The sequence below is a fragment of the Raineyella sp. LH-20 genome, from assembly GCF_033110965.1.
In the GTDB taxonomy this organism is placed as follows: Bacteria; Actinomycetota; Actinomycetes; order Propionibacteriales; family Propionibacteriaceae; genus Raineyella.
This window is the reverse complement of record NZ_CP137003.1, coordinates 449,035-474,759: the sequence shown is the minus strand read 5'-3', so window position 1 is coordinate 474,759 and position 25,725 is coordinate 449,035. Positions and strand designations below refer to the sequence as shown.

The 25,725-nt window shown below is 72.1% G+C and carries 24 protein-coding genes, 1 tRNA gene and 1 pseudogene; 16 read left to right on the top strand and 10 right to left on the bottom strand.

Features of this window, described 5'->3' with window-relative positions:
• Positions 1–55: 55 nt before the first annotated feature.
• Genes R0146_RS02075 through R0146_RS02060 form a run of 4 tightly spaced genes read right to left on the bottom strand, consistent with a single transcriptional unit; the run spans position 56 to position 2,224 of the window.
• Entirely contained in the window at positions 56–844 is a 789-nt protein-coding gene (locus R0146_RS02075; protein ID WP_317691207.1) for an MBL fold metallo-hydrolase, read from the bottom strand.
• Between the two features lie 52 nt (positions 845–896).
• Positions 897–1,355 (bottom strand): RidA family protein, encoded by a 459-nt coding sequence (locus R0146_RS02070; protein WP_317691206.1) that lies wholly within the window; start codon positions 1,353–1,355, stop codon positions 897–899.
• On the bottom strand, positions 1,352–1,516 hold the full coding sequence (locus R0146_RS02065) for a Sp36 family protein (RefSeq protein ID WP_317691205.1): 165 nt from the start codon (positions 1,514–1,516) through the stop codon (positions 1,352–1,354). Before R0146_RS02065 ends, R0146_RS02070 begins: the two co-directional genes overlap by 4 nt.
• Before the next feature lie 9 nt (positions 1,517–1,525).
• Positions 1,526–2,224 carry a Crp/Fnr family transcriptional regulator gene (locus tag R0146_RS02060; protein WP_317691204.1) on the bottom strand — a complete coding sequence of 233 codons (699 nt, stop codon included), beginning with the start codon at positions 2,222–2,224 and terminating at the stop codon, positions 1,526–1,528.
• A 122-nt stretch (positions 2,225–2,346) separates the two neighbouring features.
• Between R0146_RS02060 and nth the strand changes: the two genes are divergently transcribed.
• The 3 genes from nth to R0146_RS02045 all read left to right on the top strand — a co-directional run bounded on the left by nth (position 2,347) and on the right by R0146_RS02045 (position 4,693).
• Positions 2,347–3,066: an endonuclease III gene (gene nth / locus R0146_RS02055; protein ID WP_317691203.1), complete on the top strand. Its 720-nt coding sequence runs from the start codon at positions 2,347–2,349 to the stop codon at positions 3,064–3,066.
• Positions 3,063–3,785 (top strand): TlpA family protein disulfide reductase, encoded by a 723-nt coding sequence (locus tag R0146_RS02050; protein ID WP_317691202.1) that lies wholly within the window; start codon positions 3,063–3,065, stop codon positions 3,783–3,785. Before nth ends, R0146_RS02050 begins: the two co-directional genes overlap by 4 nt.
• Positions 3,786–3,895: 110 nt before the next feature.
• Positions 3,896–4,693: an NUDIX hydrolase gene (locus R0146_RS02045; protein WP_317691201.1), complete on the top strand. Its 798-nt coding sequence runs from the start codon at positions 3,896–3,898 to the stop codon at positions 4,691–4,693.
• Between the two features lie 35 nt (positions 4,694–4,728).
• Here R0146_RS02045 and R0146_RS02040 read toward each other — a convergent pair whose 3' ends face one another.
• Positions 4,729–5,361, bottom strand: a complete 633-nt coding sequence (locus R0146_RS02040) for a phage holin family protein (protein ID WP_317691200.1) — start codon at positions 5,359–5,361, stop codon at positions 4,729–4,731.
• Positions 5,362–5,431: 70 nt separating this feature from the next.
• Here R0146_RS02040 and R0146_RS02035 point away from each other — a divergent pair, with 70 nt between their 5' ends.
• The gene (locus R0146_RS02035; protein ID WP_317691199.1) at positions 5,432–8,944 is read left to right on the top strand and encodes an efflux RND transporter permease subunit; all 3,513 of its coding nucleotides are present in this window, start codon (positions 5,432–5,434) and stop codon (positions 8,942–8,944) included.
• 9 nt (positions 8,945–8,953) lie between these two features.
• Here R0146_RS02035 and R0146_RS02030 read toward each other — a convergent pair whose 3' ends face one another.
• A complete protein-coding gene (locus R0146_RS02030; protein WP_317691198.1) occupies positions 8,954–9,697 on the bottom strand; it encodes a class I SAM-dependent methyltransferase in 744 nt (247 codons plus the stop codon).
• 529 nt (positions 9,698–10,226) lie between these two features.
• Here R0146_RS02030 and ssd point away from each other — a divergent pair.
• The 8 genes from ssd to R0146_RS01990 all read left to right on the top strand — a co-directional run bounded on the left by ssd (position 10,227) and on the right by R0146_RS01990 (position 16,304).
• Positions 10,227–11,297 (top strand): septum site-determining protein Ssd, encoded by a 1,071-nt coding sequence (gene ssd / locus R0146_RS02025; protein ID WP_317691197.1) that lies wholly within the window; start codon positions 10,227–10,229, stop codon positions 11,295–11,297.
• Positions 11,294–12,442, top strand: coding sequence for a TadA family conjugal transfer-associated ATPase (locus R0146_RS02020; protein WP_317691196.1), 1,149 nt, complete (start codon positions 11,294–11,296; stop codon positions 12,440–12,442). Before ssd ends, R0146_RS02020 begins: the two co-directional genes overlap by 4 nt.
• The gene (locus R0146_RS02015; RefSeq protein WP_317691195.1) at positions 12,439–13,272 is read left to right on the top strand and encodes a hypothetical protein; all 834 of its coding nucleotides are present in this window, start codon (positions 12,439–12,441) and stop codon (positions 13,270–13,272) included. The genes R0146_RS02020 and R0146_RS02015 overlap by 4 nt, the downstream gene beginning before the upstream one ends.
• Positions 13,273–13,276: 4 nt before the next feature.
• Positions 13,277–14,059, top strand: a complete 783-nt coding sequence (locus R0146_RS02010; protein WP_317691194.1) for a type II secretion system F family protein — start codon at positions 13,277–13,279, stop codon at positions 14,057–14,059.
• A gap of 186 nt (positions 14,060–14,245) precedes the next feature.
• Positions 14,246–14,530: a DUF4244 domain-containing protein gene (locus R0146_RS02005; RefSeq protein ID WP_317691193.1), complete on the top strand. Its 285-nt coding sequence runs from the start codon at positions 14,246–14,248 to the stop codon at positions 14,528–14,530.
• Positions 14,531–14,829: 299 nt separating this feature from the next.
• Entirely contained in the window at positions 14,830–15,153 is a 324-nt protein-coding gene (locus R0146_RS02000) for a TadE family type IV pilus minor pilin (RefSeq protein ID WP_317691192.1), read from the top strand.
• Positions 15,150–15,587 (top strand): Rv3654c family TadE-like protein, encoded by a 438-nt coding sequence (locus R0146_RS01995; RefSeq protein WP_317691191.1) that lies wholly within the window; start codon positions 15,150–15,152, stop codon positions 15,585–15,587. The genes R0146_RS02000 and R0146_RS01995 overlap by 4 nt, the downstream gene beginning before the upstream one ends.
• A gap of 51 nt (positions 15,588–15,638) precedes the next feature.
• Entirely contained in the window at positions 15,639–16,304 is a 666-nt protein-coding gene (locus R0146_RS01990; protein ID WP_317691190.1) for a hypothetical protein, read from the top strand.
• Between the two features lie 50 nt (positions 16,305–16,354).
• Here the strand turns inward: R0146_RS01990 and R0146_RS01985 are convergent, their stop codons facing one another.
• The 3 genes and pseudogenes from R0146_RS01985 to R0146_RS01975 all read right to left on the bottom strand — a co-directional run bounded on the left by R0146_RS01985 (position 16,355) and on the right by R0146_RS01975 (position 20,259).
• The gene (locus R0146_RS01985) at positions 16,355–17,842 is read right to left on the bottom strand and encodes an FtsX-like permease family protein (RefSeq protein WP_317691189.1); all 1,488 of its coding nucleotides are present in this window, start codon (positions 17,840–17,842) and stop codon (positions 16,355–16,357) included.
• 191 nt (positions 17,843–18,033) lie between these two features.
• Positions 18,034–18,753, bottom strand: a pseudogene (locus R0146_RS01980) (ABC transporter ATP-binding protein); the annotation flags it as partial.
• Between the two features lie 213 nt (positions 18,754–18,966).
• Entirely contained in the window at positions 18,967–20,259 is a 1,293-nt protein-coding gene (locus R0146_RS01975) for an alpha/beta hydrolase (RefSeq protein WP_317691188.1), read from the bottom strand.
• 222 nt (positions 20,260–20,481) lie between these two features.
• Here R0146_RS01975 and R0146_RS01970 point away from each other — a divergent pair, with 222 nt between their 5' ends.
• From R0146_RS01970 to R0146_RS01955, 4 genes are all read left to right on the top strand, one after another.
• Positions 20,482–21,213 carry a phosphatase PAP2 family protein gene (locus tag R0146_RS01970; protein ID WP_317691187.1) on the top strand — a complete coding sequence of 244 codons (732 nt, stop codon included), beginning with the start codon at positions 20,482–20,484 and terminating at the stop codon, positions 21,211–21,213.
• Between the two features lie 215 nt (positions 21,214–21,428).
• Positions 21,429–22,532 (top strand): TDT family transporter, encoded by a 1,104-nt coding sequence (locus tag R0146_RS01965; RefSeq protein ID WP_317691186.1) that lies wholly within the window; start codon positions 21,429–21,431, stop codon positions 22,530–22,532.
• A gap of 91 nt (positions 22,533–22,623) precedes the next feature.
• A complete protein-coding gene (locus tag R0146_RS01960) occupies positions 22,624–23,517 on the top strand; it encodes a LysR family transcriptional regulator (RefSeq protein WP_317691185.1) in 894 nt (297 codons plus the stop codon).
• A 366-nt stretch (positions 23,518–23,883) separates the two neighbouring features.
• Positions 23,884–24,864 (top strand): type I restriction enzyme HsdR N-terminal domain-containing protein, encoded by a 981-nt coding sequence (locus R0146_RS01955; RefSeq protein ID WP_317691184.1) that lies wholly within the window; start codon positions 23,884–23,886, stop codon positions 24,862–24,864.
• Positions 24,865–25,527: 663 nt separating this feature from the next.
• Here R0146_RS01955 and R0146_RS01950 read toward each other — a convergent pair.
• Positions 25,528–25,600 (bottom strand) — tRNA-Glu (locus tag R0146_RS01950).
• Positions 25,601–25,725: the final 125 nt, after the last annotated feature.

Genomic DNA, 25,725 nt, shown 5'->3' with positions numbered 1-25,725 from the left:
GTTCACCACAGCAGGTTCAACCACTCTGCTTCAACCACTCAGCGCAGTCGATGGCTCACGACGGCCTTCGCCCCGGCCAGGTCGATGTCGGCCACGGCGACGATCCGTCCAGCTGTGCCTTGACGGTGAGGGCGGCCGCCTGGTGGGTCGGTCCGACCAGGTCGCCGTACACCGCATCGACCAGGGACGGCACCGACGTGTGGCCGGCCTGGTAGGCGACCCGGATCTGGTCCAGCCGCTGCTGGCGGTGCGCACGGTAGGAGCGGATCCGGGCCAGCGGGTCGGTGACGATCGGGCCGTGGCCCGGCATCAGGCGCCGGATCCCGTAGAGCTCGGTGAGGCGCTCCATCTTGTCCAGGGTGGCGAGGTAGAGCGCGAGGTTGCCGTCCGGCCAGGTGATCTGGGTGGTGCCGCGGCCCAGGATGGTGTCGCCGCAGAACATCACGGCACCGTCGTCGAGGAAGACGATGAAGCCGATCGAGTCACGGGTGTGCCCGGGCAGGGTCACGCAGATCACCGCGCTCCCGCCGACCTGGCCGCGTTCGCCGTCGCGCAGCGGATCGGTCATCGCGATCGTGGGGTCGTACGCCCGGATCGGGCAGCCGGTCCATTCGGCCAGCCACATCGCGCCGCCGACATGGTCGGCGTGCCCGTGGGTGATCCAGATCTCGGAGATCCCGTCCGGGCAGGCCTTGCGGACCCGGTCGAGATGACCGAAGTCGGCAGGGCCCGGGTCGATCACCACCGCCGGGGTGCCGTCACGGCCGGGAAGGATCCAGGTGTTGGTGCCCTCCAGCGTCATCGCGCCGGGGTTGGGCACCAGGATCCGCTGGGGCTCGGTCACGATGATTGATCCTCCTCGCGCCGCGACGGGCGCGGTCGTGTCAGCGGTCGTGTCAGGCGAGGGTGACGGTGAGTTCGACCTCGACCGGGGCGTCCAGCGGCAGCACGGCCACGCCGACGGCACTGCGGACGTGCCGACCGGCCGTGCCGAACACGGCGCCGAGCAACTCGCTCGCCCCGTTCGCCACGGCAGCCTGGGCGGTGAAACCGGGGTCGCTGGCGACGTACACGCAGACCCGGGAGATCCCGGCGATCGCGTCCAGACCGCCGGCGGCGTCGGCCGCGGCGGCCAACGCGTTGAGGGCGGCGGTCCGGGCCAGGTCCTGGCCCTGCTCCGGGCTGACCTCGGCACCGAGCTTGCCGGTGAGCGGCAGGGCGCCGGCGACCAGCGGCAGCTGGCCCGAGGTGGTCACCCGCGAGCCCTCGCGCAGGGCGGGGACGTACGCCCCGACCGGGGCCGCAACGGTGGGCAGGGCGAGCCCGAGCTCGGCCAGCCTGCTGGTCGGGGTCACTCCGCGTCCTGGAGCGGGCGCTTGAGATAGGCGACCAGGTTCTCCGGGTTCGGGCCCGGGACGACCTGCACCAGCTCCCAGCCGTCGATGCCCCAGTTGTCGAGGATCTGCTTGGTGGCGTGCGTCAGCACCGGGACGGTCACGTACTCCCACTTGGTCATGGCGTCAGACTAGCGGGCGCGCCGGGAGACCCGGTCCATGTCGAGGATGGTCACCGAGCGCGGCTCCAGCCGGATCCAGCCCCGGGCGGCGAAGTCGGCCAGCGCCTTGTTCACCGTCTCGCGGGAGGCGCCGACCAGCTGGGCCAGCTCCTCCTGGGTCAGGTCGTGGTGCACCAGGATGCCCTCGGCCCGCTGCTCGCCGAACCGGCCGGACAGGTCCACCAGGGCCTTCGCGACACGACCGGGCACGTCGGAGAAGACCAGGTCGCTGACCGAGTCGTTGGCATGGCGCAGCCGACGGGCGAGCTGGGCCATGATGCTCTGCGCGACCTGCGGGTAGTCCTTCAGCCACTTGACCAGGTCGTCGTGCTCCAGGCAGCGCAGCTCCGCGGCGGTGACCGCGGTCGCGGTCGTCGAGCGCGGGCCCGGATCGAAGACCGACAGCTCGCCGAACATCTGCCCGGGGCCGAGCACCTCCATCAGGTTCTCCCGGCCGGTCGCGCCGGTGCGGCCCAACTTGAGCTTGCCCGACACGACGATGTAGAGCTGGTTGCCGCTGTCGCCCTCGTGGAACAGGACGGCCCCGCGGCTGAGGCGGATGCTGGACATCGAGTGCACCAGAGCATTGGTCGCCTCACGGTCCAGCCCCCGGAAGAGGGGTGCCTGCTTGAGCACGTCCGGATCCACTTTTCCTCCTGCGCTGGCCATGGGATTACCGCCCCTAGACTAGCCGCTTCGTGTGAGGCTGTCGCACCGGACGAGGCGTCTGCCACATCAGGCGCAACGCGAACGTGGACCTCGCCGCTGCCGGGGACGGCTACCCTGCAGGGGTGACGGCGCGCGACGCCCGCCAGGGGCGGGAGACCAGGACGGCGTTGATCCGCCGTGCCCGCCGGATCGACCGGATCCTGGCCGAGACCTACCCCGACGCCCGGGCCGAACTGGACTTCGGCTCGCCGTGGCAACTGCTGGTGGCGACCATCCTGTCCGCACAGACCACCGACGTACGGGTCAACGCCGTCACGCCCGAGCTGTTCCGTCGCTGGCCCGATCCGGCCGCGCTGGCCGGCGCCGATCGTACGGAGCTGGAGGACACGCTGCGCCCGCTCGGCTTCTACCGGGCCAAGTCGGAGGCACTGCTGCGGCTCGGCCGCCAGCTGCTGGACGACTTCGGTGGTGAGGTGCCGCGTACGTTGCCGGGCCTGGTCACCCTGCCCGGAGTGGGCCGGAAGACCGCCAACGTGGTGCTCGGCAACGCCTTCGGCATCCCGGGGATCACCGTGGACACCCACTTCGGCCGGCTCGCCCGCCGCTTCGGATGGACCACCCAGACCGATCCGGACAAGGTCGAGGCCGAGGTCGGCGCGCTGTTCCCTCCGGCCGACTGGGTGATGTTGTGCCACCACCTGATCTGGCACGGTCGGCGTCGCTGTCATGCCCGTCGCCCTGCATGTGGTGCCTGCCCGGTGGCCGCACTGTGCCCGTCATACGGCGAGGGGGAGACCGACCCGGTGAAGGCGGCAGCGCTGGTCCGGGAGCCGCGCCGATGAGAGGGATCCGTCGACGGGTGCTGCCGGCGGTCCTTGCGGGATGTCTGCTGCTGATCGCCGGGTGTGCGACCACTCAGCCGGTGCAGCCGGTCGCGTCGTCCTCGACCGGCGCACCGACCGGCGCCGGATCGGCGACCCCAGGTCCCGACCTCGCCGGGAAGCGCCAGGCGCTCGGCATCGCCGCCTGCCCGACGACGCCCCGACCTGCCGCGGACGGTGCGGCGAGTGGCGGCGCGGCGGGCGGTGGTGCTGCGAATGGTGCTGCGGGGGACGGCGTCGTGAAGGGCGCTGCCGCGGACGGCCTGCCCGCCGTCGCCACCCCGTGCCTCGACGGGTCCGGGCCGGTGGACCTCTCGGCGCTGCGGGGCACCCCGATGGTGGTCAACCTGTGGGCCACCTGGTGCGGACCATGTCGCACCGAGGCGCCGTACCTGGCCGAGGTGTCGCGGCAGACCGGGGCGAGCGTACGGTTCGTCGGGGTCGACGTGGCGGATCCTGATCCGGCCGCCGCGCTGGAGTTCGCCGGGGCCCAGGGCTGGACGTACGCCCAGGTGGCGGACCCGGAGCGTACGTTCGCCGGTCGGCTCGGGGTGGCGGGGATCCCGCAGACGCTGCTCGTCGACGCCGACGGCCGGATCGTGTATCGCCACGCGGGTGCGCTCACCTCGGCCGACCAGCTGCGCGGGCTGCTGCACGACCACCTCGGGATCGGCGAGTAGACAGGGATCGATCAGCGAGTAGACAGGGATCGATCAGCGGGTAGGCAGGGGATCGATCAGCGGTCCGGGACTGCTTCGGCCGGTCACGGGTGGTGCGTACAGTGGCGGTCATGCCGGAGCAGATTCCCGACGTCGAGGGACCGGATTTCCTCGATGATGCGTCAGACAGTCCGGAACGTCCCCGGCCGCTCACCGGCTACCCGCGCGACCTCGGCGAGCGCGACGTCGAGCTGGACGAGCGGCCCGCCGCTCAGCGGCCGATCCCCTCGCTGCTGCGTACGCTCCGGGTGAAGCTGCGCGAGCCCGAGACCCAGCAGCGGGTGCTGGTCGACCGCGTCGCGCGGGGCGGGCGTCGGGCCGCGGTGCTCGCGTTGTTCGACACCCGTCCGCCGTCCGCGCGGCTGCTGTTCGTCGAGAAGGCGGCGCACCTGCGGCGCCACGCCGGCCAGATCGCTTTCCCCGGCGGCTCCTGGTCGGAGGGGGACGAGGGCCCGGTCGGCACCGCGCAGCGCGAGGCGGGGGAGGAGGCCGCCGTACGCCCCGACTCGTTCCGGGTGCTCGGGGTGCTGCCCACCGCCCATGTGGCGGTCAGCGGTTTCGACGTCGCGACCGTGGTGGCCTGGTGGCACACGCCGCACCCGGTGGCGGTCAACGACCCCGGCGAGATCGCCGCGCTGCACCAGGTCGAGGTGCGTCGACTGGTCGACCCGGCCAACCGGGCCACGGTGCGCTATCCCGGTGGACGGCAGGGGCCGGCGTTCCTGGTCGACGACCTGTTCATCTGGGGGCTGACCGCGCACCTGGTGGACGCGATCATCGACCTCGCGGGGTGGACGGTGCCATGGGACCACGATCGGGTCCGCCCGGTGCCGCCGCGCTTCGGCCGGGACCACAACCCGGGTCACTGACCGCCTGGAGTCCCGCGCCGGTCAGCTCGTGCAGATCAGAGGGTGTCGGCCCCGGCCCAGGACTCGACTGACTTCTGCGCCTTGCGGGCCGCCGCGTCCGCCTCGGCCTGGTCCTTGCCCCGGACGAGCGCGGCCTTGGCCCCCTCGACGGTCGCCGTCGCCTGGTCGATCGCCCCGGTCGGCGCCATGCCGCCGCGGGTCGCCTTCTTCACCCGGCCCAGCCCGATCAACGCGCTGATCGCGGCCAGCACCAGGAAGGCGCCGCCGATGGTCAGGAAGCCCCAGGCCGGCCCGGCGGAGAACTCCCCGCGGGAGTAGGCCACCGCGAGGCCGAAGCCGGCGGCGGTCATCAGGTGGGTCAGGGCGAAGACCGCCATCACACCGGCCGCAGCGAACAGGCCCCCGCCGATGCCCAGGTTCTTCGCCTTCGGCATCATCTCCGCCTTGGCGAGGTCGATCTCGCCCTTCACGATGGTCTTCACATCGTCGGTGATGTTCTTCAGGAGGTCACTGATCTGTTCGGCCATGGCGGGTAACTCCTGGTTTGCTGCGGCGGACGGGTGGGTGGTGCGGGGCGGCGGATCGAGGGCACCGGCCGACCCGCCGTCGGGCCCGATGACTCCGAGGGTGGGCGGCGGGGCGCCGGTCCTCGGCGTCCTCTGGTCCATGAGCGTAGTGCCTCTGCAGCCCGGTTCGCGCGTTCTGGGAGAATGGCCGCGGTCACGGAAGGGGCAGCACATGGGCCGATTGGCCGGGTTGAGCATGCGGAACAGGGCATTGGTCGCCCTGGTCACCGTCTTCGTCCTGATCTTCGGAGTCGTCAGCACCACCTCGCTGCGCCAGGAACTGATCCCGCGGATCTCGGTGCCGGTCGCCGTCGTCTACGCCTCCTACCCGGGCGCGTCCCCCGAGGTGGTCGAACAGCGGGTGACGATCCCGATCGAACAGGCCGTCGCCTCCCTGCAGGGGCTCGACACGAGTTCCTCGGTGTCCACCGCCGGTTCCGCCACGGTGACCCTGCAGATGCGCTACGGGTCCGACATGTCGTCGGTCCAGCAGGACGCGAAGGCGGCGATCTCGCGGATCGAAGGCATGCTCCCCGACGGGGTCACCACCCAGGTCTTCACCGGCAGCGTCGACGACGTCCCGGTGATCCAGCTCGCCGTCGCCGACGACACCACCGCCGGGCAGCTGGCCGAACGGGTCCGTACGCTCGTCGTTCCCGAGCTGGAGAAGGTCGACGGGGTCCGTGCGGTGAGTGTCGCCGGCGCCCCGATCCCGCAGGTGCTCGTCGCGGTCGACGACACGAAGCTGTCGGACAAGGGCGTCACCGTCGCCCAGTTGCAGCGGGCGATCGGGACCGCCGGCGCGCCGGCCGCCGCCGGGTCGCTGCAGGACGGCACCCAGGACCTCACCGTCACGGTGGGGGCGCGGTACGCGAGCGCGTCCGACGTCGCCGCGGTCACCATGACCAGCGCGACCGGGGCGGCCGTACGCGTCGACCAGGTTGCCACGGTCAGCGACCGCGAGGCACCCGCCACCTCCCTGGCCCGTACGAACGGCCGGGAGAGCCTGTCGCTGTCGGTCACCAAGACCCCGGAGGGCAACAGCGTCGCCATCTCCGGCCAGATCCGCGACAAGCTCACCGGGCTGGACGCCGCCCTCGGGCACGGCGCGCACACCACCGTGGTGTTCGACCAGGCGCCGTTCATCTCCGAGTCGATCCACAACCTGCTCGTCGAGGGTGGCCTGGGCCTGTTGATGGCGATCGTCGTCATCCTGCTGTTCCTCGCGTCGATCCGGCCGACGTTGGTCACCGCGGTGTCGATCCCGGTGTCGGTGCTGATGGCGCTGATCGGGATGGGATCGGCCGGCTACTCGCTGAACATGCTCACCCTCGGCGCGCTGACGATGGCCATCGGCCGGGTGGTCGACGACTCGATCGTCGTGATCGAGAACATCCAACGCCATCTGGGTGAGGGACAACGCCGCACCGACGCCGTGCTCGCCGGCGTCCTCGAGGTCGCCACGGCGATCACCGCCTCGACGCTCACCACGGTCGCGGTCTTCCTGCCGCTGGCGCTGGTCGGCGGGCAGGTCGGCGAACTGTTCCGTCCGTTCGCCATCACCAGCTCGCTCGCGCTGCTGGCCTCCTTGCTGGTGGCGCTGACCATCGTGCCGGTGCTGGCGTACTGGTTCCTGCCGGAGCGCTCCCGCAGCCATGTCACCGCCCTGGAGGACGCTTCCGGCCGGCCGCGGCGTACGCCGATGCAGCGGCTCTACCTGCCCACACTGACGGCAGCGACCCGCCACCCCGTGGTCACCGTGCTCATCGCGGTCGTCCTGCTCGGGCTCTCCGGCGCCATGGTGCCCCGGCTGCAGACCGATTTCCTCGGTGACACCGGCCAGAACACCCTGACGGTGACGCAGAAGTTCCGGCCGGCACTGTCCCTGGCCGAGCAGGACCGCCAGGCCCGTACGGTCGAGGACGCCCTGCGCGGTGTCGCCGGCGTCGAGACGGTGCAGACCACGATCGGCGGTGCCGGGGCAGAGGCGATGTTCACCGGTGGCGGCGCCGACCAGGCGACCTTCTCGCTGACCACCGACGCCGCGGCCGACCAGAAGGCGCTTCAGCAGCGGGTCCGCGACGCGGTCGCCCCGCTGACGGACGTCGGGGACGTCGCGGTCGCCGCACAGGCCGGCTACGGTGCCAGCACCATCGACGTCAAGGTCTCCGCCCCCGACACCGAGCGGCTGCGGGCGGCCACCACCGCCGTCCATGCGGCGCTCACCAGCGTCCAAGGATCTGCCGGGGTCACCGACACCCTCGCCGCGGATCGGCCCACCATCGTAGTGGACCTGGATCGTACGAAGGCGGCCGAGCGAGGCGTCGACGAGCAGACCGTCACGGCGACCGTCAAGGCCGCCCTGGCGTCCCAGCAGGTCGCCCAGGTGGAGAGCGACGGGGTCACCAAGGACGTGATGATCAGCTTGCGCGACGCCCCCGTGGGTCTCGAGGCGCTGCGCAACCTGGAGGTCCCCGCCACCGTCAAGGCGCCGGTCGCGCCGCCCGTCGCGGCGACCCCGCCCGCCGCCGGAACCCCCGGAATCCCCGGAACCCCCGGTACGACCGGTGCGACCGGCGCCACGCCGACCACCGGGGCCACCGGGGCCACCGGCGCAGGCGGCACGGCGGTGACCACACCGACGGCCGGACCGAGCACGGTGCGCCTGCGCGACGTCGCGGACGTACGCCGGGCCGACGTGGCGACCTCCATCGCCCGCGATCAGGGCCAGCGCAGCGCGACGGTGTCGGTGACCCCGGCCGGCACCGACCTCGGCGCCGTCACCCGGGCGGTCACCGCGAGGATCGACACGGTGAGCCTGCCCGCGGGTGCCTCCGTCGTCGTCGGCGGTGTCAGCGCCGACCAGCAGAAGGCGTTCACCCAGCTCGGCCTCGCCCTGCTGGTGGCGGTCGCCATCGTGTACGTGGTGATGGTCGCGACCTTCAAGTCGCTCGTCCAGCCACTGATCCTGCTGGTGTCCATCCCCTTCGCGGCGATCGGTGCGGTCGCCGCCCTGGTGCTGACCAATACCCCGCTCGGCGTGCCGTCGATGATCGGCGCGCTGATGCTGGTCGGCATCGTGGTCACCAACGCCATCGTGCTGATCGACCTGATCAACCAGTACCGGGACCGTGGCCGGGCGATCGACGACGCGGTCCGCGAGGGGGCCCGGCACCGGTTGCGCCCGATCGTGATGACGGCGCTCGCGACGATCCTCGCGATGGCGCCGATGGGGCTCGGCCTCAGCGGGGGCGGGGTGTTCATCTCCAAGCCGTTGGCGATCGTCGTGATCGGTGGCCTGGTCTCCTCCACACTGCTCACCCTGATCCTGGTGCCCGTGCTCTACACGATGGTCGAGCGGGTCGGGGAGACCCGGGAGCTCCGCCGCGAGAGCCGGCTGGCCCGCCGGGTCCAGCAGGAGGAGACTCCGCGGCGCCGGCGCCGGAAGGAGGCGGGCCCGGCGGCGCCGGTGCCGCCACCCGCTCCCGCGCCGGTGCCTGTCCCCGTGGTGGCGGACCGGCCGTTCCTGTCCCCACCGGGCGAGCGCACCCCGGCCGTACGACTCCAGCAGGACGTACGACCCCTGGACGTACGACTCGAGCCCGTCCCGGCGGACGCCTTCGGCGCGGTCGACCCCCAGTTGCCGCGCCGCGGGATCACCGACGAGCCGTCGCCCGGGATCTGAGGCGGCGCCTCACCAGCGCAGGTGGATGCCGACGGTGATCGACGGCTCCTGCGCCTGCCGCTCGGGGTCGGGCCAGGCCTTCCGGCACTCCACCCGGTAGGGGAGCATCAGTTCGTGCCCGCGGGCGATGTCGTCGAACAGGCCGCCGACGTCGCCCAGCAGGGCCGCCCGGTCGTGTGCCGCCAACTGCCGCACCCGCGGCCGCGCCTCGACCATCGCCAGCAGACCGGCCCGGTCGACCGGCACCCAATGCCGGAACGACCGGGACTCCGCCGTGACGAACCAGCCGCCGGAGAGGATCTCCTCCTCGGAGGGCCCGGACACCGTGGTGGTCATCGCCGTCGGGTCGTACGCCTGCAACAGTCGCGCCAGTCGGCGGACCCATGGCACGGTGTCGTCCCGGGTGGTCCGCAGCACGCCCAGGTGGCCGCCGGGGCGCAGCACTCGGACCGCTTCGGGAAGGACAGCGGTCGTCCGGGCCCGTTGGCCGGCGATCGTCACGACGTCGAACCAATGCGGCCGGAAGGGGAGCTGGTCGGCGGTCGCCCGGACGACTGTTGCGCCCTCGGCCCGCCCGGACACCAGCTGGGCGACCCGGGGATCGACGGAGATGCCGAACACCCGGTGCCCGCACCGGACGAGGTCCGCCGTGAAGGCGCCCTTCCCGGTGCAGAGATCGAGGACCCGGGAACCGGCATCCGGCAGCAGCCACGACATGGCCGCCGCCGGGTGGTGGGTGCGGGGGGAAGGCATGCGCCCACTGTACGGGGGAGGCCTGCGATCACCCCGGAACGTGCTGTGGGACCCGCCCGGGGGCGGGTCCCACAGGACACCTCAGACCAGGTGATCAGGCGCACTGCCGTGTCGTGCCCATCGGCGGGGAGCCGACTGCTACGCCCTCGAAGACGGTCGATCGATACGTGGGTGCCTGGCTGCTGTGTGGGGTGTGAACCTTGGTCAATTCATACCAGTAGGCCCGGTGGTCGGGGAAGGTTTCGGCTGTGATTGGCCTCACCTGGCCGGTGGCGGCGAGCCTCCCGGCTGCCCGGCAGGGGTTGTCCACAGGCGGGGCGTCCGGATCCGGTCATCCACAGATCCGCCGCCGCAGGCCCGTCCGGGAGGCCCGCCGGCCCACCCTCCGGACATGGATCTGCTGCCTCGTCGTGTCCGTGCCACGGCCCCCGGGACCGGTCGCGGTCCGATCCCCCGGACCTCTCCGTCCGGTCCACCCCCGGGCCAGCGCCTGCCGTCGCCGTCCCGGGCCCTCCCGACGGCGACGAGCGTGCTGGTCGGAGCGCGGACCGACCTGCTGCGGGCGGTCGAATCCGTCACGGCTGCGCTCACCACGCCACCACCGCTGGCGCTCCCGGCCGCCCAGCTGCCGGCCCGGTGGAGCGCCGCCGACGCCGTGCTGATCGCCGTCGATGCGGCCCCGGCCGTGGCCGAGCTGGGATTGCCCGCCCGCGACGGCGTCCACTTGCTCGGTGCCGAGACCGACGCCGACGAACTGTGCCGGTGGTCCGGGCCGTTGGGGGCGAGCCTGGTCGTCGTGCCGCGGGACACCCCGGTGCTCGGCCGGGTGCTCGGCGGGCCGCCGCCCCGCGAAGGTGCCCGCACCCTCGCCGTGGTCTCCGGTGGCGGCGGCGCCGGAGCCTCCACCACCGCTGCGGGCCTGGCCGGCGCGGCGGCACTCGACGGACGCCGTCCGGTGCTCGTCGACCTCGACCCCTGGGCCGGCGGGATCGACCTGCTGCTGGGCGCCGAGCGCTCCCCGGGCTGGCGGTGGGACGACCTGGCCCGCGCCCATGGTGGCGTCGGGTCACTGGCCGGGCGGCTGCCCGGCGGCGACGGCGTCGACATCATCACCATGGGTCGGACGCCGGAGGACCGGCTCCCCGACGACCAGGCCGTCGACAGCGTCCTCGCCGCAGCCCGGGCGACGTACGACCTCGTGGTGCTCGACGTCTCGCGGCGGGCGCCGTGGGACCGGCACCTGGCCCGGGCCGGGTCGGTCGTGGTGGTGGCGGGGCCGGGCGTCCGGCAGTTGGCGTCGGCCCGCCAGGTCGCGCTGCACTGCGTCGGAGACGGGCTGGACCCGATGATCGCGGCCCGCCGCGGCGGTGGCGGCCCTGTCCGGGGAGCGGATCGGGAGATGGTGGCGCAGACCCTCGGCTTCCCGGTCATCGGCCTGCTGCCGCACGACGCCAGGCTGCCGGTCGCCGCGGAACGTGGCGACCCGCCTTGGCGGGTGGCCCGCCGCGAGTGGGTGGCCGCCTGCGGTGAGCTGCTCGCCAGCGTCGATGCCTTCGGACCGCAGCGACGGGTCTCCCGTCGGCCGGACGGAGCGCGATGAGCGGCCTGGTGGACCTCGACCGGCTCCGCCCGGCACTCGCCGGGCTGGGCCACCCGCCGACCACCGAGGACGTCGCGGCGGCCATGCGGGCCGAGGGCCTGGTGGTCACCGACGCGCTGCTCTACGACGCGGTCGAGCGGCTGCACCGCGAGTCGTACGGTGCCGGGGTCCTCGACCCGCTGCTCGGGTTGCCCGGCGTCACCGACGTCCTCGTCAACGGCCCCGACCAGGTGTGGATCGACCGCGGCCACGGCCTGGAGCGGATGCCGCTGACCTTCGGGGCGGAGGAGGAGGTCCGCCGGCTCGCGCTGCGACTGGCCGCCCGGGTGGGGCGCCGCCTCGATGACGCTGCACCGTACGTGGACGCGCGGTTGCCCGACGGGACCCGGGTGCATGCGGTGCTGGGGTCGGTGGCCGACCCGGGCACCTGCATTTCTCTGCGGATCCCGGCCAGGCATCGGTTCAGTCTGGCCGACCTGGTCGACCGTGGCGCGTTGCCCGGTGCGGCGGTGCCGCTGCTGGAGGGGATCATCGAGCACCGGCTGGCCTTCCTGGTCTCCGGAGGAACTGGTACCGGAAAGACCACCGTGCTCGGCACCCTGCTGGGCCTGGTGCCGTCGGATCAGCGGCTGGTGGTCGTCGAGGATTCCCGGGAACTCGACCCGCCGCACCCGCACTGCGTACGCCTCGAAGGACGGCCGGCGAACGCCGAAGGCAGCGGGGCCCTCGGGCTGGCCGTCCTGGTCCGCCAGGCGCTGCGGATGCGGCCGGACCGGGTGGTCGTCGGCGAGGTGCGCGGGGCCGAGCTCTGTGACCTCCTCGCGGCGCTCAACACCGGTCACGAAGGCGGCTGCGGGACGATCCACGCCAACTCGGCCGCCGATGTCCCGGCCCGGCTGGAGGCGCTCGCCGCGCTCGGTGGGCTGGGCCGCGAGGCGACCCGGACGCAGGCCCTGTCGGCGCTCGACGCGGTGATCCACCTGCGCCGCGACCACGACGGGCACCGCAGGGTGGCCCAGGTCGGCCTCTTCGGCGCCGACCCGACGGGCGGCATGCAGGTCCGGGAGGCACTGGCGTTCCCCCGGGACGGCACGATCCGGCGGGGTCCGGCCGCCGACGAACTGCTGTCACGGGTGATCCGATGAGTGTCGCGGGCCTGGCGGCGATGGCCGCAGGCCTGGCCGTGGCGCTGCTCGTTGCAGCTCCGCGCGGCCGATCCGTCGCACGACTGGTGGAGCGCCCCGCGGCGGAGACAGCGGCGGGGGAGCGGCGACCGGGCGGGTTCCGTCGCGTCGGCCTGCTGGTGGCACTCGGCGGTCTTCTCGTCACCACGGTGGCGGGCGTGGTCGCCGGACTGGCGGGGGCGGCGTACGTCATGATCGGTCTGGTGCCGGCCCTGACGGTGACGTCACTGGTGAGGGGACGGGTGCAGGAGGCGGCTCGGGCCCGGTCCGAGGCCGAGGTCGCCCGGGCCTGCAGTCTGGTGGCCGCGGAGGTCCGGGCGGGTCGTGCCCCGGAGGGGGCGGTCGGTCTGGTCGCCGAGGACTGTCCGATCCTCGCCCCGGCCGCGGCCGCCCTGCAGGTCGGCGACGACGTGGTCCGCACCTGGCGCCACCAGGCCGCGGGACCCGGCTGCGGCGGACTCGCCGACCTCGCCCGTGCCTGGGAGGTGTCCCGGGCCTGCGGAGCCCCGATGGGGCCGGCCCTCGACCAGGTGGCGGCCGCCTTGGAGCGGGAGGCGGAGATGTCCCGGCTGGTCCGCGGCGAGCTCGCCTCGGCCCAGGCCACCGGCCGGTTGATGGCCGTGCTGCCCGCGGTGGGGATCGGGCTGGGGTACTCGATCGGTGGCCGCCCGTTGGACTTCCTGCTGCACACCACGGCGGGGCTGGCCTGCACGGTCACGGCGGTGGTGTTGGCCAGCGTCGGGACGCTGTGGACCACGGCGCTGGCGCGGACGCCGGGACGGGAGGTCTGAGGTGGTGCCCGAGGATCCGACCGCCCTGCTGGTCGCCGCCCTGCTGGCCGCCGCGGTGGGACTGGTGCTGCCGGAGCCGCCCGGTGGTCCCCGTCGCCTGCGGACCGGCGCCGGCCGTCCGTGGTGGCTGGCCCGCTGGGAAGGCTTCGCCCGTCCGGTGCCCGGGGCCCCGGCCACCGAGACCCGGGCCCGGATCGCCATGACCGCCGGCGGCCTCGCCGGGGTGGTGGTGCTCGGCCTGGCGCCCGGTGGCGGATTGCTGGCACCGCTGTTGGTCGGCGCCAGCGCCGCGGCCGGCTATCTGGTGAGCGGGCGGATCGTCTCCCCGGCCACCGTGCGCCGCCGACGGCGACTCGCGGCTGACCTGCCCGGCGCACTGGAACTGATGGCCTCCTGCCTGGCCGCCGGCCTGCCGGTGCGGGGTGCGGCAGCGGCGGTCGCCGGCGCGTACGGTGGCCCGCTGGCCGACGACGTCGGTGGTGTGCTGGCACAGATCGCCATCGGCGACAGCGAAGGACATGCCTGGCTGCGGTTGGCCGACGACCCGGTGTGGACGCTGGTGGCCCGCGACCTCGCCCGGTCGGTGCAGAGCGGATCGACCCTGGTCGACCTGCTGCGCCGCCACGCCGAGCGCGCCCGCAAGGAACGCCACGGGGCGATCGTCGAGGCGGCGCGGACGGTCGGAGTCCGCAGCGTGCTGCCGCTGATGGGCTGTTACCTACCGGCGTTCCTGCTGGTCGGCATCGTCCCGGTGGTCGCCGGCACCCTGCCACGACTGCTGGGCTGACTGGGCCGTACGCGGTGGGTCGCGGGCCGGCTCGCCCCGCCCGCACACCGATTCGTCCACAGCCCGGATCTCCCCGGATCAACCGTCCACAGCGGACCACCGAAGCAGCCGCAGGCCCCCGCCTCCGTCCCACCCTCCGAGCGAGCCCGGACCGCAGGGGGACGGGCGCACGAAAGGGGAAAGCCCATGTCCGAGACCACCACCTCCGACATCACCATGACCGACCCGACCACCGACCTCCTCGTCTCCGAGGGCCCGGCCCGTCGTCGGGGCCTGCGGGCCCTCGCGCGACGTCGCCACGACCAGCGGGGGATGGCCACCGCCGAGTACGCGGTGGGCACGGTCGCCGCTGTCGCCCTGGTCACCGCCCTCATCAACGTCTTCCGCAACAAGGAGTTCGTCCAGCTCCTGCTCGACCTGGTGAAGACCATCTTCAAGGCCGTGATGGCCGCCAAGGGGCTCGGCATCTGAGCCGGTCCGCCCGCGAGCGCACAACGGAGACGCCGGTGGCGGCAGCCCAGCTGGGTGTCGCCACCGGCCGTTTCCGGTCTCCGTCCATTCGTCCGACGGCTCGTCCACCCGGGCCGCCACAGTCCCTGGGAAGGACCACCATGATCACCGCGAGCTGTCACCCGGTCAGGGACGCGCGCTCCGGTCACCGGCCCGGGCGAGCGTCACATCGGCATCGCGGCCGGGGGTCGCGGCCCGGTCGAGGCAGGTGTTCCGATCGAGCAGGATGGCCCGATCGAAGCCGGCACGCCGACCGCGGCATGGTCACCGCGGAGCTGGCGGTCGGCACCGTCGCCGTCGTTCTCGTGACGCTGTTGCTCGCCTGGGGTCTGCACCTGTTCACCCGGCAACTCCTGCTGGAGGACACCGTCGCCGAGGTCGCCCGGCAGACCGCCCGGGGTGACCGGACGGCAGTGGCCGCCGCCCGGTCCGACGCGGTGGCCGGCACCCGCCTCACGGTCTCGCCGGAGGCGCAGGCTGTGCTGGTCCGCGGCGAACTGCCCAGCGGACCACCGGGACGGCCGGAGGACCTGGTGCTTGTCGCCGAGGCCCGGGTGCTGCTCGAGCCGGGGGCGATCCGATGAGGGCGGCCGCCGGTCGGCCGGCGGGCGGTCCGCGCCGTCGACGGACGGACCAGCGGGGCTCAGGGACGGCGTTGCTCGCCTCCACCGTGGCGATCCTGCTGGTGCTGGCCTGGGCGGGCCTGATCGGCGGCACGTACGCCCTGGGGATGCACCGGGTGCGAGGCATTGCCGACCGTGCGGCGCTGGCCGGCGCGGCAGCGTACGTCACGGGGGCGGACCCGTGCCCCGCGGTCCGGCGCCAGGTCGAGGCCGAGCCGCCGGCCACCCTCACCGGCTGCCGTGCTGTGGGTGACATGTACCGCTACGTGGTCAGCGTGCAGGTCGTCCGGCCGGTCGCGATCCACCTCCCCGGGCTCCCCGCGGAGGTCGGGGCGGTCGCCCACGCGGGCCCGGGCGAGGCCGGCCGCGCGACCGTTCCGGGGCGGATGCCGTGACGGGGCAGCCGGTCGCCGACGCCCACCGGGCGAGGGGGCAGGATGGGGGGCATGGATTCGTGGTTCGAGACGTTCTGCCAGGAGCTCGTCATCCGCCGTTCCCTGGAGCGGACTGGGCAGGCCCTGGTGCTGGCCCGGGAGGACTTCGGCGTCGTGCTGCAGGTCGCCACCGACTGGAGCATCGTCCCGGCGGCGGCGCTTGTCGAAGGCCTCGGTCCGCGGTGGATCGGTCTGGTCCGCGCGGCGGTGATGCCGCTGGTGGAGGCCGACCCCGCCACCGGCGAGGACTGGGAGCAGGGTGCCGCAGCCGCCTACCGTGCTCGCCCGGATGCCGTGGACGGGGTGGTCACCGACGTGTTGGTCGTCGACCTGTCCGACGCGGCCCGCGGCAGCGGACAGTGGGTGCTGGCGTTCCAGGCCGACGACTCGGGTGTGTCCTTCGCCGAGCCGGTCCGGGCGGGGGAGTGTGCCGACGGGGTGCTCGCCCTCGGCGGGCTCGATCCGCGCGATCCCGGTCGCATCCCGGCCCCGGACGGCAGCGGGCCGCTGTCCCGGGCGCGGGGCCGGCTCACTCTGGACCTCGGCGGCGCGCACCTGGCGGTGCGCCGGGTGACCGATGCCGGCGGCGACGGATTCGCGTACGCCACCGAGCCGTACGCCACGCAGCTGAAGGAGGCCGGCATCGAGCCGGTGGAGCTGATCACCCTGGACGTCTGAGTCCGGACCCGGGCATCCGGGTGCGTGCACCGGGGCCGTCGGTCAGACTGTCATTCGGTCCGGGCGAGGCCGTCGGCCAGCACCCGGGCCAACGAAGGCCGGGTGGCCCGCAGACCGAGCACGACGAACAGGGCGCCGACCACCATCACCGCGGCGGTGACGACCAGCGTCGCCGGCGACAGCACCAGCGCGGCACCGACCAGGGGCAGCAGGACAACGGCTGCGCTGGCGATGGACACCACCATGACGAACCACAGCGGCCCCAGCACCGTCCGTCGGCGCGCCCGGTCCTGGCGCGTCAGGTCCATCCCGATCAGGTCGAGGCCGACCTCGACGCGGCGGCGGTCGAGCACGGCCGCGGCCTGGTTGATGCCGACCGAGCAGGCGACGGTCGCGAAGGCGAAGACGATGGTCAGCAGCACGCCGGTCCGGATGTCCTGGACCAGTGCCATATCGCTCGCTCCGGCGCCGGTCGAGAACCGCTCCAACAGTGCCACCCCGGACCCGCCGGCCACCCCGACGAAGCACACCGACCCGAGTGCGGCTACCTGTCGCCAGGCCTGCTTCGGTGATTCCAGGACCGTACGGGCGGCGACCAGGGCCTCGGCCGTCCGGGCGCGGCGCAGTCCGCGACGGAAGTGGACGGCGAGCAGACGGGGCCCGACGATGTCGATCACCTCCAGGGCGACGGCGATGGCGAACAAGCCCACTGCCAGCGCGACCACCGGGCCCGACTGGACGCCGAACAGGGGAGCGATCTTCGTGGCCAGCACCGCCACCACGAGCAGCAGCACTCCGATCACGATGCGGGCCCGGGAGACCGACTGGGGGGTGCTGCGCATCCGCACCCCGAGCGGGGAGATGGCCACGGCACGCAGGCCCAGCGCGGAACTGACCAGGGCCAGGACGACCAGGGCGGCCACCACCGCGGCCAGCGGGCCCGGGCCGAGCAGCAGGGCGGCAGCGCCGATCCGGTGACCGTCGAACGACAACAGGCCGAGCAGCGGCAGGGTCATCGCGTACCCCACGCAGCCGAGCAGCGCGCCGGCCAGGGCGTACGTCCCGGCCTCGGCCAGGGTGACCAACCGGAGGGTCAACGACGTCGCGCCGAGCAGCCGCAGCGAGGACAATCGGTCGTCGCGCCGGCGGGCGGACAGCCTGGCGGCCGACGACGCCAGAGTGACCAGCGGCAACACCAGCAACACCACCGCGATGCTGGACAACAGCCGATAGGTCCCCGCCAGCTCACCGGTGAACGACCAGAACATCGCCGCGCCCCCGGTGACGTCGAGGATGATCGTCGAGATCACGGCGAAGGCGGTCACCGGCAGACCCCAGGCCGCCCGATCACGCAGGGTCGGGCGGGCCAGCAGAGCGAGCAGCGTCCAGGTCGGCCGGAGCGGGCCGCGGTGGGTCGGCAACGGCAGCGCCTCAGGAAGCCGGCCCGCAGCAGTGGGCTCGGACAGCTGCGTCGGGACGGCCTCGGGTGGACGGTTCGTGGCGGGTGACAGGGCCGACGGGTCGGATGACGCGCTCATCACGCCACCTCGCCGGGGAGCGCGTTGCTCCGGACGCCGGTATTCCGGACGCCGCTGGTCCGCAGGTCGTGATTCCGCAGGTCGTGATTCCGCAGGTCGTGATTCCGCAGGTCGTGATTCCGGACGTCGCCCCTCGAGGCGCGGTCAGCGGCCGACCGGTGACCGGCCGGCGCCGCCTCCGGGCGGCCGACGTCGCTGACGATGCGGCCGTCGTGCAGGGTGAGGATCCGCGAACAGCTGCGGGCGATGCCGGGATCGTGCGTGACGACGACCAGCGTGCGGCCCCGTCCCACCGTCGAGGAGAGCAGGGCATCCATCACATCGGCGGCGGTCGCCGAGTCGAGCGCGCCGGTGGGTTCGTCGGCGAACACGATCGCCGGATCGACCACCTGGGCCCGGGCGATCGCCACCCGCTGCGCCTGGCCACCCGAGAGCTGGCCGATCCGGCGATCGTCGAGGCCGTCCAGGCCGAGGGCGGTCAGCCAGCGGGACGCGTGGTGCTCGGCATCGGCTCGCTCCGCGCCGTTGAGCAGGAGGGGCAGCGCGATGTTCTCCACGGCGGTCAGTTCGGGGACCAGCATGCCCTGCTGGAAGACGAAACCGAGAGACTCCCGCCGCAGCCGTGCCCGTCCGGCGGCGTCGAGTCGATCGACCCGTACGGTGCCGACACCGGCGTCGAGCCGGATCGTTCCGGACGACGGCGCGATGATGCCGGACAGGCAGTGCAGCAGGGTCGTCTTGCCCGAGCCCGAGGGACCCATGATGGCGACCGCCTCGCCCGGGTCGATGGTCAGGCTGGTCCCGGCCAGGGCGACGGTCGAGCCGTACGACTTCGTCACGTCCTCCGCGACGAGACAGGGAGCAGGGGCAGCGCCGGGTGCGCCGGTCGCCGGATGCAGTGCTGAAGACATGCCTCCACCCTGTCGCGGAGAGCCGCCGGACGGATCATGCCGCGGGCGGCTCCCGGAAGATCACCGTGCAGGATGAGGTCCCCGGGCAGGCCTCCGGGATCACCCCCAGGCGGCACAGCCCGAGGGGGCCGGCCCTACGGCCGGCGGGCGCGGCGTGCACCTGAGGGCGCGGCCTGCAGCCTGAGGGGCACGGCGTGCCGCCGGGGGCAGGCACTACAACCAGCGTCGTCCGCGGAGCAGGCCGATCAGGTGGTCGAGCACCGCCGGATCCATCCGCAGCCCGTTGTGCTCGTACTCGCTGGTCACCCAGGTGCGGCAGTCCGGCAACAGGCCGGCGGTCTCCAGGGAGTACTCCAGCGGCACGTACGCGTCGTGCTGGTAGACCGCCGCGGCGACCGGGACGTCGGCCCGGGCGAGCTGCTCCGGCACGTAGAGCCGGTCCCAGGGGTGCTCAGCGAGCCGGTCGGCCACCCCGGCGAAGGCCGCCAGCTCGGTGTCCTCGGCGAACAGCGAACGGTGCAGGTGCTCCCCACCGAGCAGGGTGACGTCCTCGCGGACCCGGTCGGGCATCGTACGATCCGCCGCCCAGTGGGTGGCCACCCCGTCGGCGTAGCACGACTCGTGCAGCACCGCGTAGAGCGGATTGCGGCCGGCGAAGGGGAGCGTCGCAGCCAGGTCGTGGGCGAACGCCGCAGAACCGGGATCCAGGCCGAGCAGGTAGTGCAGTTGCTCCGCGCCGCCCTGCATGCCCAGCCGGATCCCGATCGTACGGAACCGGTCGGGGGAGACCCGGTCGCCGTTGGGCAGGCTGATCGCGCCCCGGGCGCACAGGGCACTGAGTCGGCGGACCCGGTCCCGATCGCCGGGGAAGCGGCGGTAGTGCTCCTCGGACTTGCGGATCATGATCTGCCAGGTGGTCGCGTAGATGTCCTCGATCGGGTGCCCGACGGCGCTGAGCCCGCCGGTGAGGATGACGCCGTCCAGCGATCCCGGAAAGGCCGACAGGTAGTGCAGGGCGGCGAAGCCACCGAACGACTGGCCCAGCACGGTCCAGCGCGCCGCCCCGAGCGCCTGCCGCACCGCCTCGGCGTCGCGGACGATCCCGTCGGCCCGCAGATGGGTGAGGTAGCGAGCCTGCTCGGCCACTTCCAGACCGGCGAGCGGCGCGGCCGGCCGGGCCTCGACCCGGCCCTCCTGCCGGACAACGGTGGAGGAGATCGGCGCGGAGCGGCCCGTGCCGCGCTGGTCGAGCAGCACCACCCGGTAGTCCTCCAGGGCGCGCGGCAGCCAGGACGGTCCGGCCGGGACGAGCGTCGGACGGGGCGCCTCGTTGCCGGGGCCACCCTGGAGGAAGAGCAGGCACGGCTTGTCCTGCCCGCCCTCGCCGGTCACCACCCGCGCGAAGACCTCGATCGTCCCCGCCGCGGGGCCCGCGTGGTCGAGGGGCAGGTCGAGGGTGAGACTGGTGAGGGTCAGACCGGGCAGCACTTCGGTGGTCGTACGCACGCTGCTGAGCCTAGGCCCGCCTGCGGGGTCCTGAGCCTAGCCCGCCTGCGGAGTCGCCGACCTACGCCTCTACTACGGTCGCCTCGTCCGGTCCACACGTACGGCTCCAGGCTCAGCCATCCCTCACGCGGCGCTCAGGGAGCGTTCACGATCGTGGTCGGGATCCTGGTCCTCGGAGAGGATGATGGAGTCCCGTCCGCGAGAGAAAGCGCCCTTCTTGTCATGTCTGTCCCACAACTCCGGCTGTCGGCTCACCGGGCCCCCGCGGAGGACGGCATCTTCCGCCGTTCGGCCTATCCGCTGACGCTCATCCTGGCCGCGGTCGTGGCGATCGTGGTGATCACCGGGGTGGGCTTCGCGCTGAAGGGCCATCCGGTCGACCTGCCGCTGTCCAAGGCCCTGAACGGGCTGCACACCGGCGCGTTGGGGGCGTTCACCTCTGCCGTCTACCACGTCATCAGCCCGGTGCCGGCGATCATCATCACCGTGGTGATCTGCGCGGCGATCTGGCTCCTCGGCAAGAACCTCCGTGCGGCCGTCGCCCTCGGCGGGATGGTGGCGGTCACCTGGCTCCCGTCGGCGGTGGTGAAGATGCTGGTGGACCGCACCCGCCCCGACGCGGCCGTGATGGCGCACCCGTTCATCCCGGTGCAGACCGATGCCTCGTTCCCCAGCGGGCACACCGTCTTCATCGTCGCCTTCGTCATCGCGGTGGCCTATCTGCTGCGCGGCAGCCGCTGGCAGCGGCTCTGGACCGTCGTGGGCACGGTGCTGGTGGCGGTGGTGGCATTGTCGATCATGATCGACGCGATGCACTACCCGACCGACGTGCTCGCCTCGATCGTCTGGTCGCTGTCGGTGGCACCCGCGGTCCGGGTGATCGGCGTCGACTGGGTGATGCCGCGGATCCCGTTCCTGGCGCCGCCGACCGACCACCCGGCGCTCACGCGGTAGCGCCCTGCCGCCGGAGCCGCGCGGTCTGATCACAGAATCCTCCTGATCGCAGAATCCTCGGCCCGGCTCGGCGCGGCCCTCGGCCCGGATCGGCAGGGTCCGCAGCCCTGCACCGGCATCGCGTCCCGCCCGGTGGGCTCCCTTATCCGACTGATAGGGGTGCCTGCCGGGTCGGGGGCTACCGGTCCCGCGGGACCGCCCCGACGATGGAGGCCATGACCGCACTCCTCGCCGACCCCGCGCATCCTGCGTCGGACGTCACTCTCCGTGGCGTACGCCTGCCGCCCCTCGGCCCGGCCTGGTACCCGGCGGCGATGGGCACCGGGATCCTGGGCACCCTGCTGCAGACCCTCGCCGGGCGTCTGCCGTGGGGACACGTCGGCTCCGTGGCGCTGCTGGTGACCTGCTGGGTCGTCCTGGTCCTGCTCACCGGCGGATTCGTCGGCCGGATTCTCCGCGACAGCCGTGCCTTCACCGAGACGGTGCGCGACGTCGCGACGGTGCCGTTGTGGGGCACCGTCGCGATGGGGCTGCTGGCCGTCGGGTCGTGCACCGCCACGGTGGTGCCGGCCTGGTGGCCGGGCCTCACCCGGACCGCGTGGGCGATGGACGGCGTGCTCTGGGTGCTCGGGACCCTGATCGGTCTGCTGACCGCACTGGGGTTCGGGGCTCGACTGGTCGGCAGCGACTGCGGGGCGCCGACGACCGTGTGGGGACTGGCCGTGGTCGGGCCGATGGTGTCCGCGACCACGGGCACCGGACTGTTGTCGCACCTCGCCGGCCCCGGGCGGATCTGGCTGCTGCTGGTCACTGTCGGCTGCTTCTTCCTGTCGCTGTGCGTCGGCACGATCGTCTTCGCCGTCGCCTACCACCACCACTGGCGGATCGCCCCGATCGCGCTGGCGGCGTCGCCGTCAGCCTGGATCCCGCTGGGGATGGTCGGTCAGTCCACCGCGGCGGCCCAGTCGATCGCCGCCCAGGCCGCGCCGGCGTTGACCGGCCCGGCGGCTGCCGTCATCCACCGGGCTGCCGACGCGTACGGCGTCGCGATGTTCGCCGTCGGCCTGCCGCTGGTCGGCTGGGCGATCGCGGTGACCGTACGGGGCTTCCTGCGCCGGATGCCGTTCAGCCCCGGGTGGTGGGCACTGACGTTTCCGATCGGGACGCTGGCCCTGGGGGCGACCTTGCTGGGGCAGGGCACCGGCAGCGCGCTGTTGGCCGGTGTCGGGGAGGTGGGGACCGTGGTGCTCTGCGGCACGGTGCTGCTGTGCGCCGTGGCCTCCGTCCGCGCCCTCGCGACCCGCGGCCTTGCGGCGTGAGGAAAATGCGCCCGGTGGTGTCGCTCGAGGACGCACCCGCCGGGGATCGCCGCCCGACACCGTGGACCGCCGGAAGTGACATCATCCAGAGGTGACGACCTACCCGAGCCTCCAGGTGCTCGACCTGCTCGTGGCGATCGCCGACCACGGCAGCGTCGGCGCCGGGGCCCGGGCGGTCGGGATGGCGGGCCCGAACGCCAGTCGTACGGTCCGCCGCTTCGAACGTGAACTGCGGGTGGTGCTGTTCCGGCGTACGCCGCGGGGCAGTGAGCCGACCGAGGCCGGACAGGCGGTGATCGCCTGGGCCCGTCCGCTGTTGCACCAGGCCGAGGGCTTCACCTTGGCGCTGCGGTCGCTGGAATCGGCCGGTCGGGGCCAGCTGGACGTGGCGGCGTCGATGACCGTCGCCGAGCATCTGTTTCCGGGGTGGCTGGCCGAGTTGCGCCGCCACAACCCCGAGGATCGGGTGCGGTTGCGGGTGGAGAACTCGGCGGAGGTCACCTGGCTGGTGCTGGAGGGGGCGGTCGATCTCGGCTTCGTCGAGGATCCCAGCCCGACCCCGGGGCTCACCCACCACACCGTCACCCACGACCGGTTGGTGCTGGTCGTCGCGCCTGACCACCCCTGGCACGTACGCCCCGCGGTCGATCCCGATGATCTGGCCGCCACGCCGTTGGTCACTCGGGAGATCGGCTCGGGCACCCGGGCCGTGTTGGAACAGGCCCTCGCGCCCCGGACCCTGGCCCCGGCGGCGGCCGTGCTCAACAGCAACGCCGGCGTACGTGCCAGCGTCCAGGCCGGGGTGGCGCCGGGCGTGCTCAGCGAGTTGGTGGTTGCCGACCTGGTGCACGCGGGGGAGCTGGTGGTCGTCCCGATCGCCGGCCTCGATCTGGTCCGCCCGCTCCTCGCGGTGTGGCGCACCGGCCAGCCGCCCCGGGGGATCGCCGCCGAGCTGGTCGCGGTGGCCGAGCGGAGTGCTGGCTGAGTGGCGTTCGATGTGTCGCCCCAGAGGCGACGGGCGATGCGGCGTACCTGCGCAGAGCTTTCGGGGCAGACAGGGTCCATAACTTGTAGAGTCTCGGGCGTGTCCGCAAACGTCGGGCCTGCCACATTCACGGTGGGCGCGTGAGTGAATCGCTCAGGATTTGATTCGACAGACGGGGCGGACCAGGGCGGGTTGGACGACCCGGTCTGACCACAGCGTACAGAGAGGGCGTGCCGTGGCGTTCGAGGATGCACTGACTGATCTCGCGTCGAAGGTCTCGGAGTACCGGGACACACTGCAGACCGAGGAGGCGACGAAGAACGCGGTCATCATGCCGTTCATCAGCCGCGTTCTCGGGTATACGACGTGTTCAACCCGGCCGAAGTGGTGCCCGAGTTCATCTGCGACATCGGCACGAAGAAGGGCGAGAAGATCGACTACGCGATCATGCGTGATGGTGTGGTCCAGATGCTGATTGAGGCCAAGCAGATTGGCACCCCGCTGACCTTGGAGAACGCCGGGCAGCTCGTCCGCTACTTCCATGTGTCGAACGCTCGGATCGGAGTTCTCACGAACGGGCAATACTGGAACTTTTACACCGACCTCGACAAGCCGAACATCATGGACGAGAAGCCGTTCTTGCGGCTTAACCTCCTCGATGTCGACCCCTACACGCTGCCTGAGCTGAAGAAGCTCACCAAGTCTGCGTTCGACTTGGAGTCTGTCCTTGTTGCTGCGGAGGAACTGAAGTACGTGTCGGCGGTGAAGGCCGAGATTGCCAAGGAGTTCACCGAGCCTGGCGAGGACTTCGTGCGCCTTTTCGCCACCCGTGTGTACGAGGGCTCGCTGACCGCGAAGATGCGTGAGTTTTTTCTCGGAATCACCCGCAAGGCAGTGACACAGTTTGTCAACGACCGGGTCAACGAACGGCTGAAGTCAGCTCTCGGCAGCCAGGGCGCTGTCGTGGGAGCGGCGCCGGTCACGGGGCCCACCCCCCAGCCTGAGGTCGATACCGGCGAGGAAAATTCCGAGGGTAATGGTGAAGGGAGCCGCGGGATCGAGACCACCGTTGAAGAGGTTGAGGCCTACAACATTGTGCGAGCGATTGTGGTTTCGGAAGTTTCGTTGGAGCGAATTGCTGGGCGTGATACCAAGTCGCACTTCAGCGTCCTTTTCGACAACACCAACAGGAAGCCGATCTGCAGGTTTCGTTTTAATGCCCGCCAGAAGTATCTCGGTTTGATTGACGGTGAAAAGAATGAGGTTAAAGTTCCGATTGAAAATGTTGAGCAGATCTACGACCATATGGACGCCATCCGTGCTACAGTCCACGCTTATCTGGGCTGAGAATCTCTAAGTATTCCAGAGTCTCCGACAACTATAAGCGGTCCTTCGCCCAGCAGCGGCTCGCAAGGAGGTTTGGTGGCGATCTTCAATGTGTTGGTTGGACATCCTTGTCTGGCAAGCAGAAGGCCGCCAGATGCGGCCAGAGATGAAATTCTGAGGTGATTCGATCCTTAGTATTGCTGAGATTTAGAATTAGATCTATCGGCTGATCTGTACTTGACAGGTACGGGGCTCCGAAATTCGTGCCGCATCTGATGGTTGAGGATCGGATCCAATGTGCGTCGGAGCAGTCGAGAGCTGTGGCATCCCGTACGGTGCTGGCATACAACCAGCGCCGGTCCCGCTGGCCCCTGCCCACCCCCGCGACCCGCCTCACCGGCTGGCCGGGTCCGCACTGACGAGGTTGACAAATCAGGCCGCGTCACCTGGCGCCACGCCGGACGCCTCCGTCACATCGGCATCGGACACGCCCACGCGCGAACCCTCATCACCCTGTTCGTCCACGACCTCGGCATCACCATCATCAACGCCACCGGCGACATCCTCCGCAGACTCATCCTTGACCGCACCAGGGACTACCAACCCCGGCCCACAGCACGAAACCGGTGAACCCCCCACATCGAGGATTCACCGGTTTCCAAGGTCCTGAGACATCATAATGAGCATCCCCTACGGGATTCGAACCCGCGCTGCCGCCTTGAAAGGGCGGTGTCCTAGGCCACTAGACGAAGGGGACTCGGTGCTGAGCACCACGGCCATCCGCTCTGTCACGGGCGAAGGGCCGACGAACAGCATAGCCCAGCCGACGGTACTGGGCGATTCCTGCGCACGCGGCGGGCCGGTCCGGAGTCACGCCGGTGA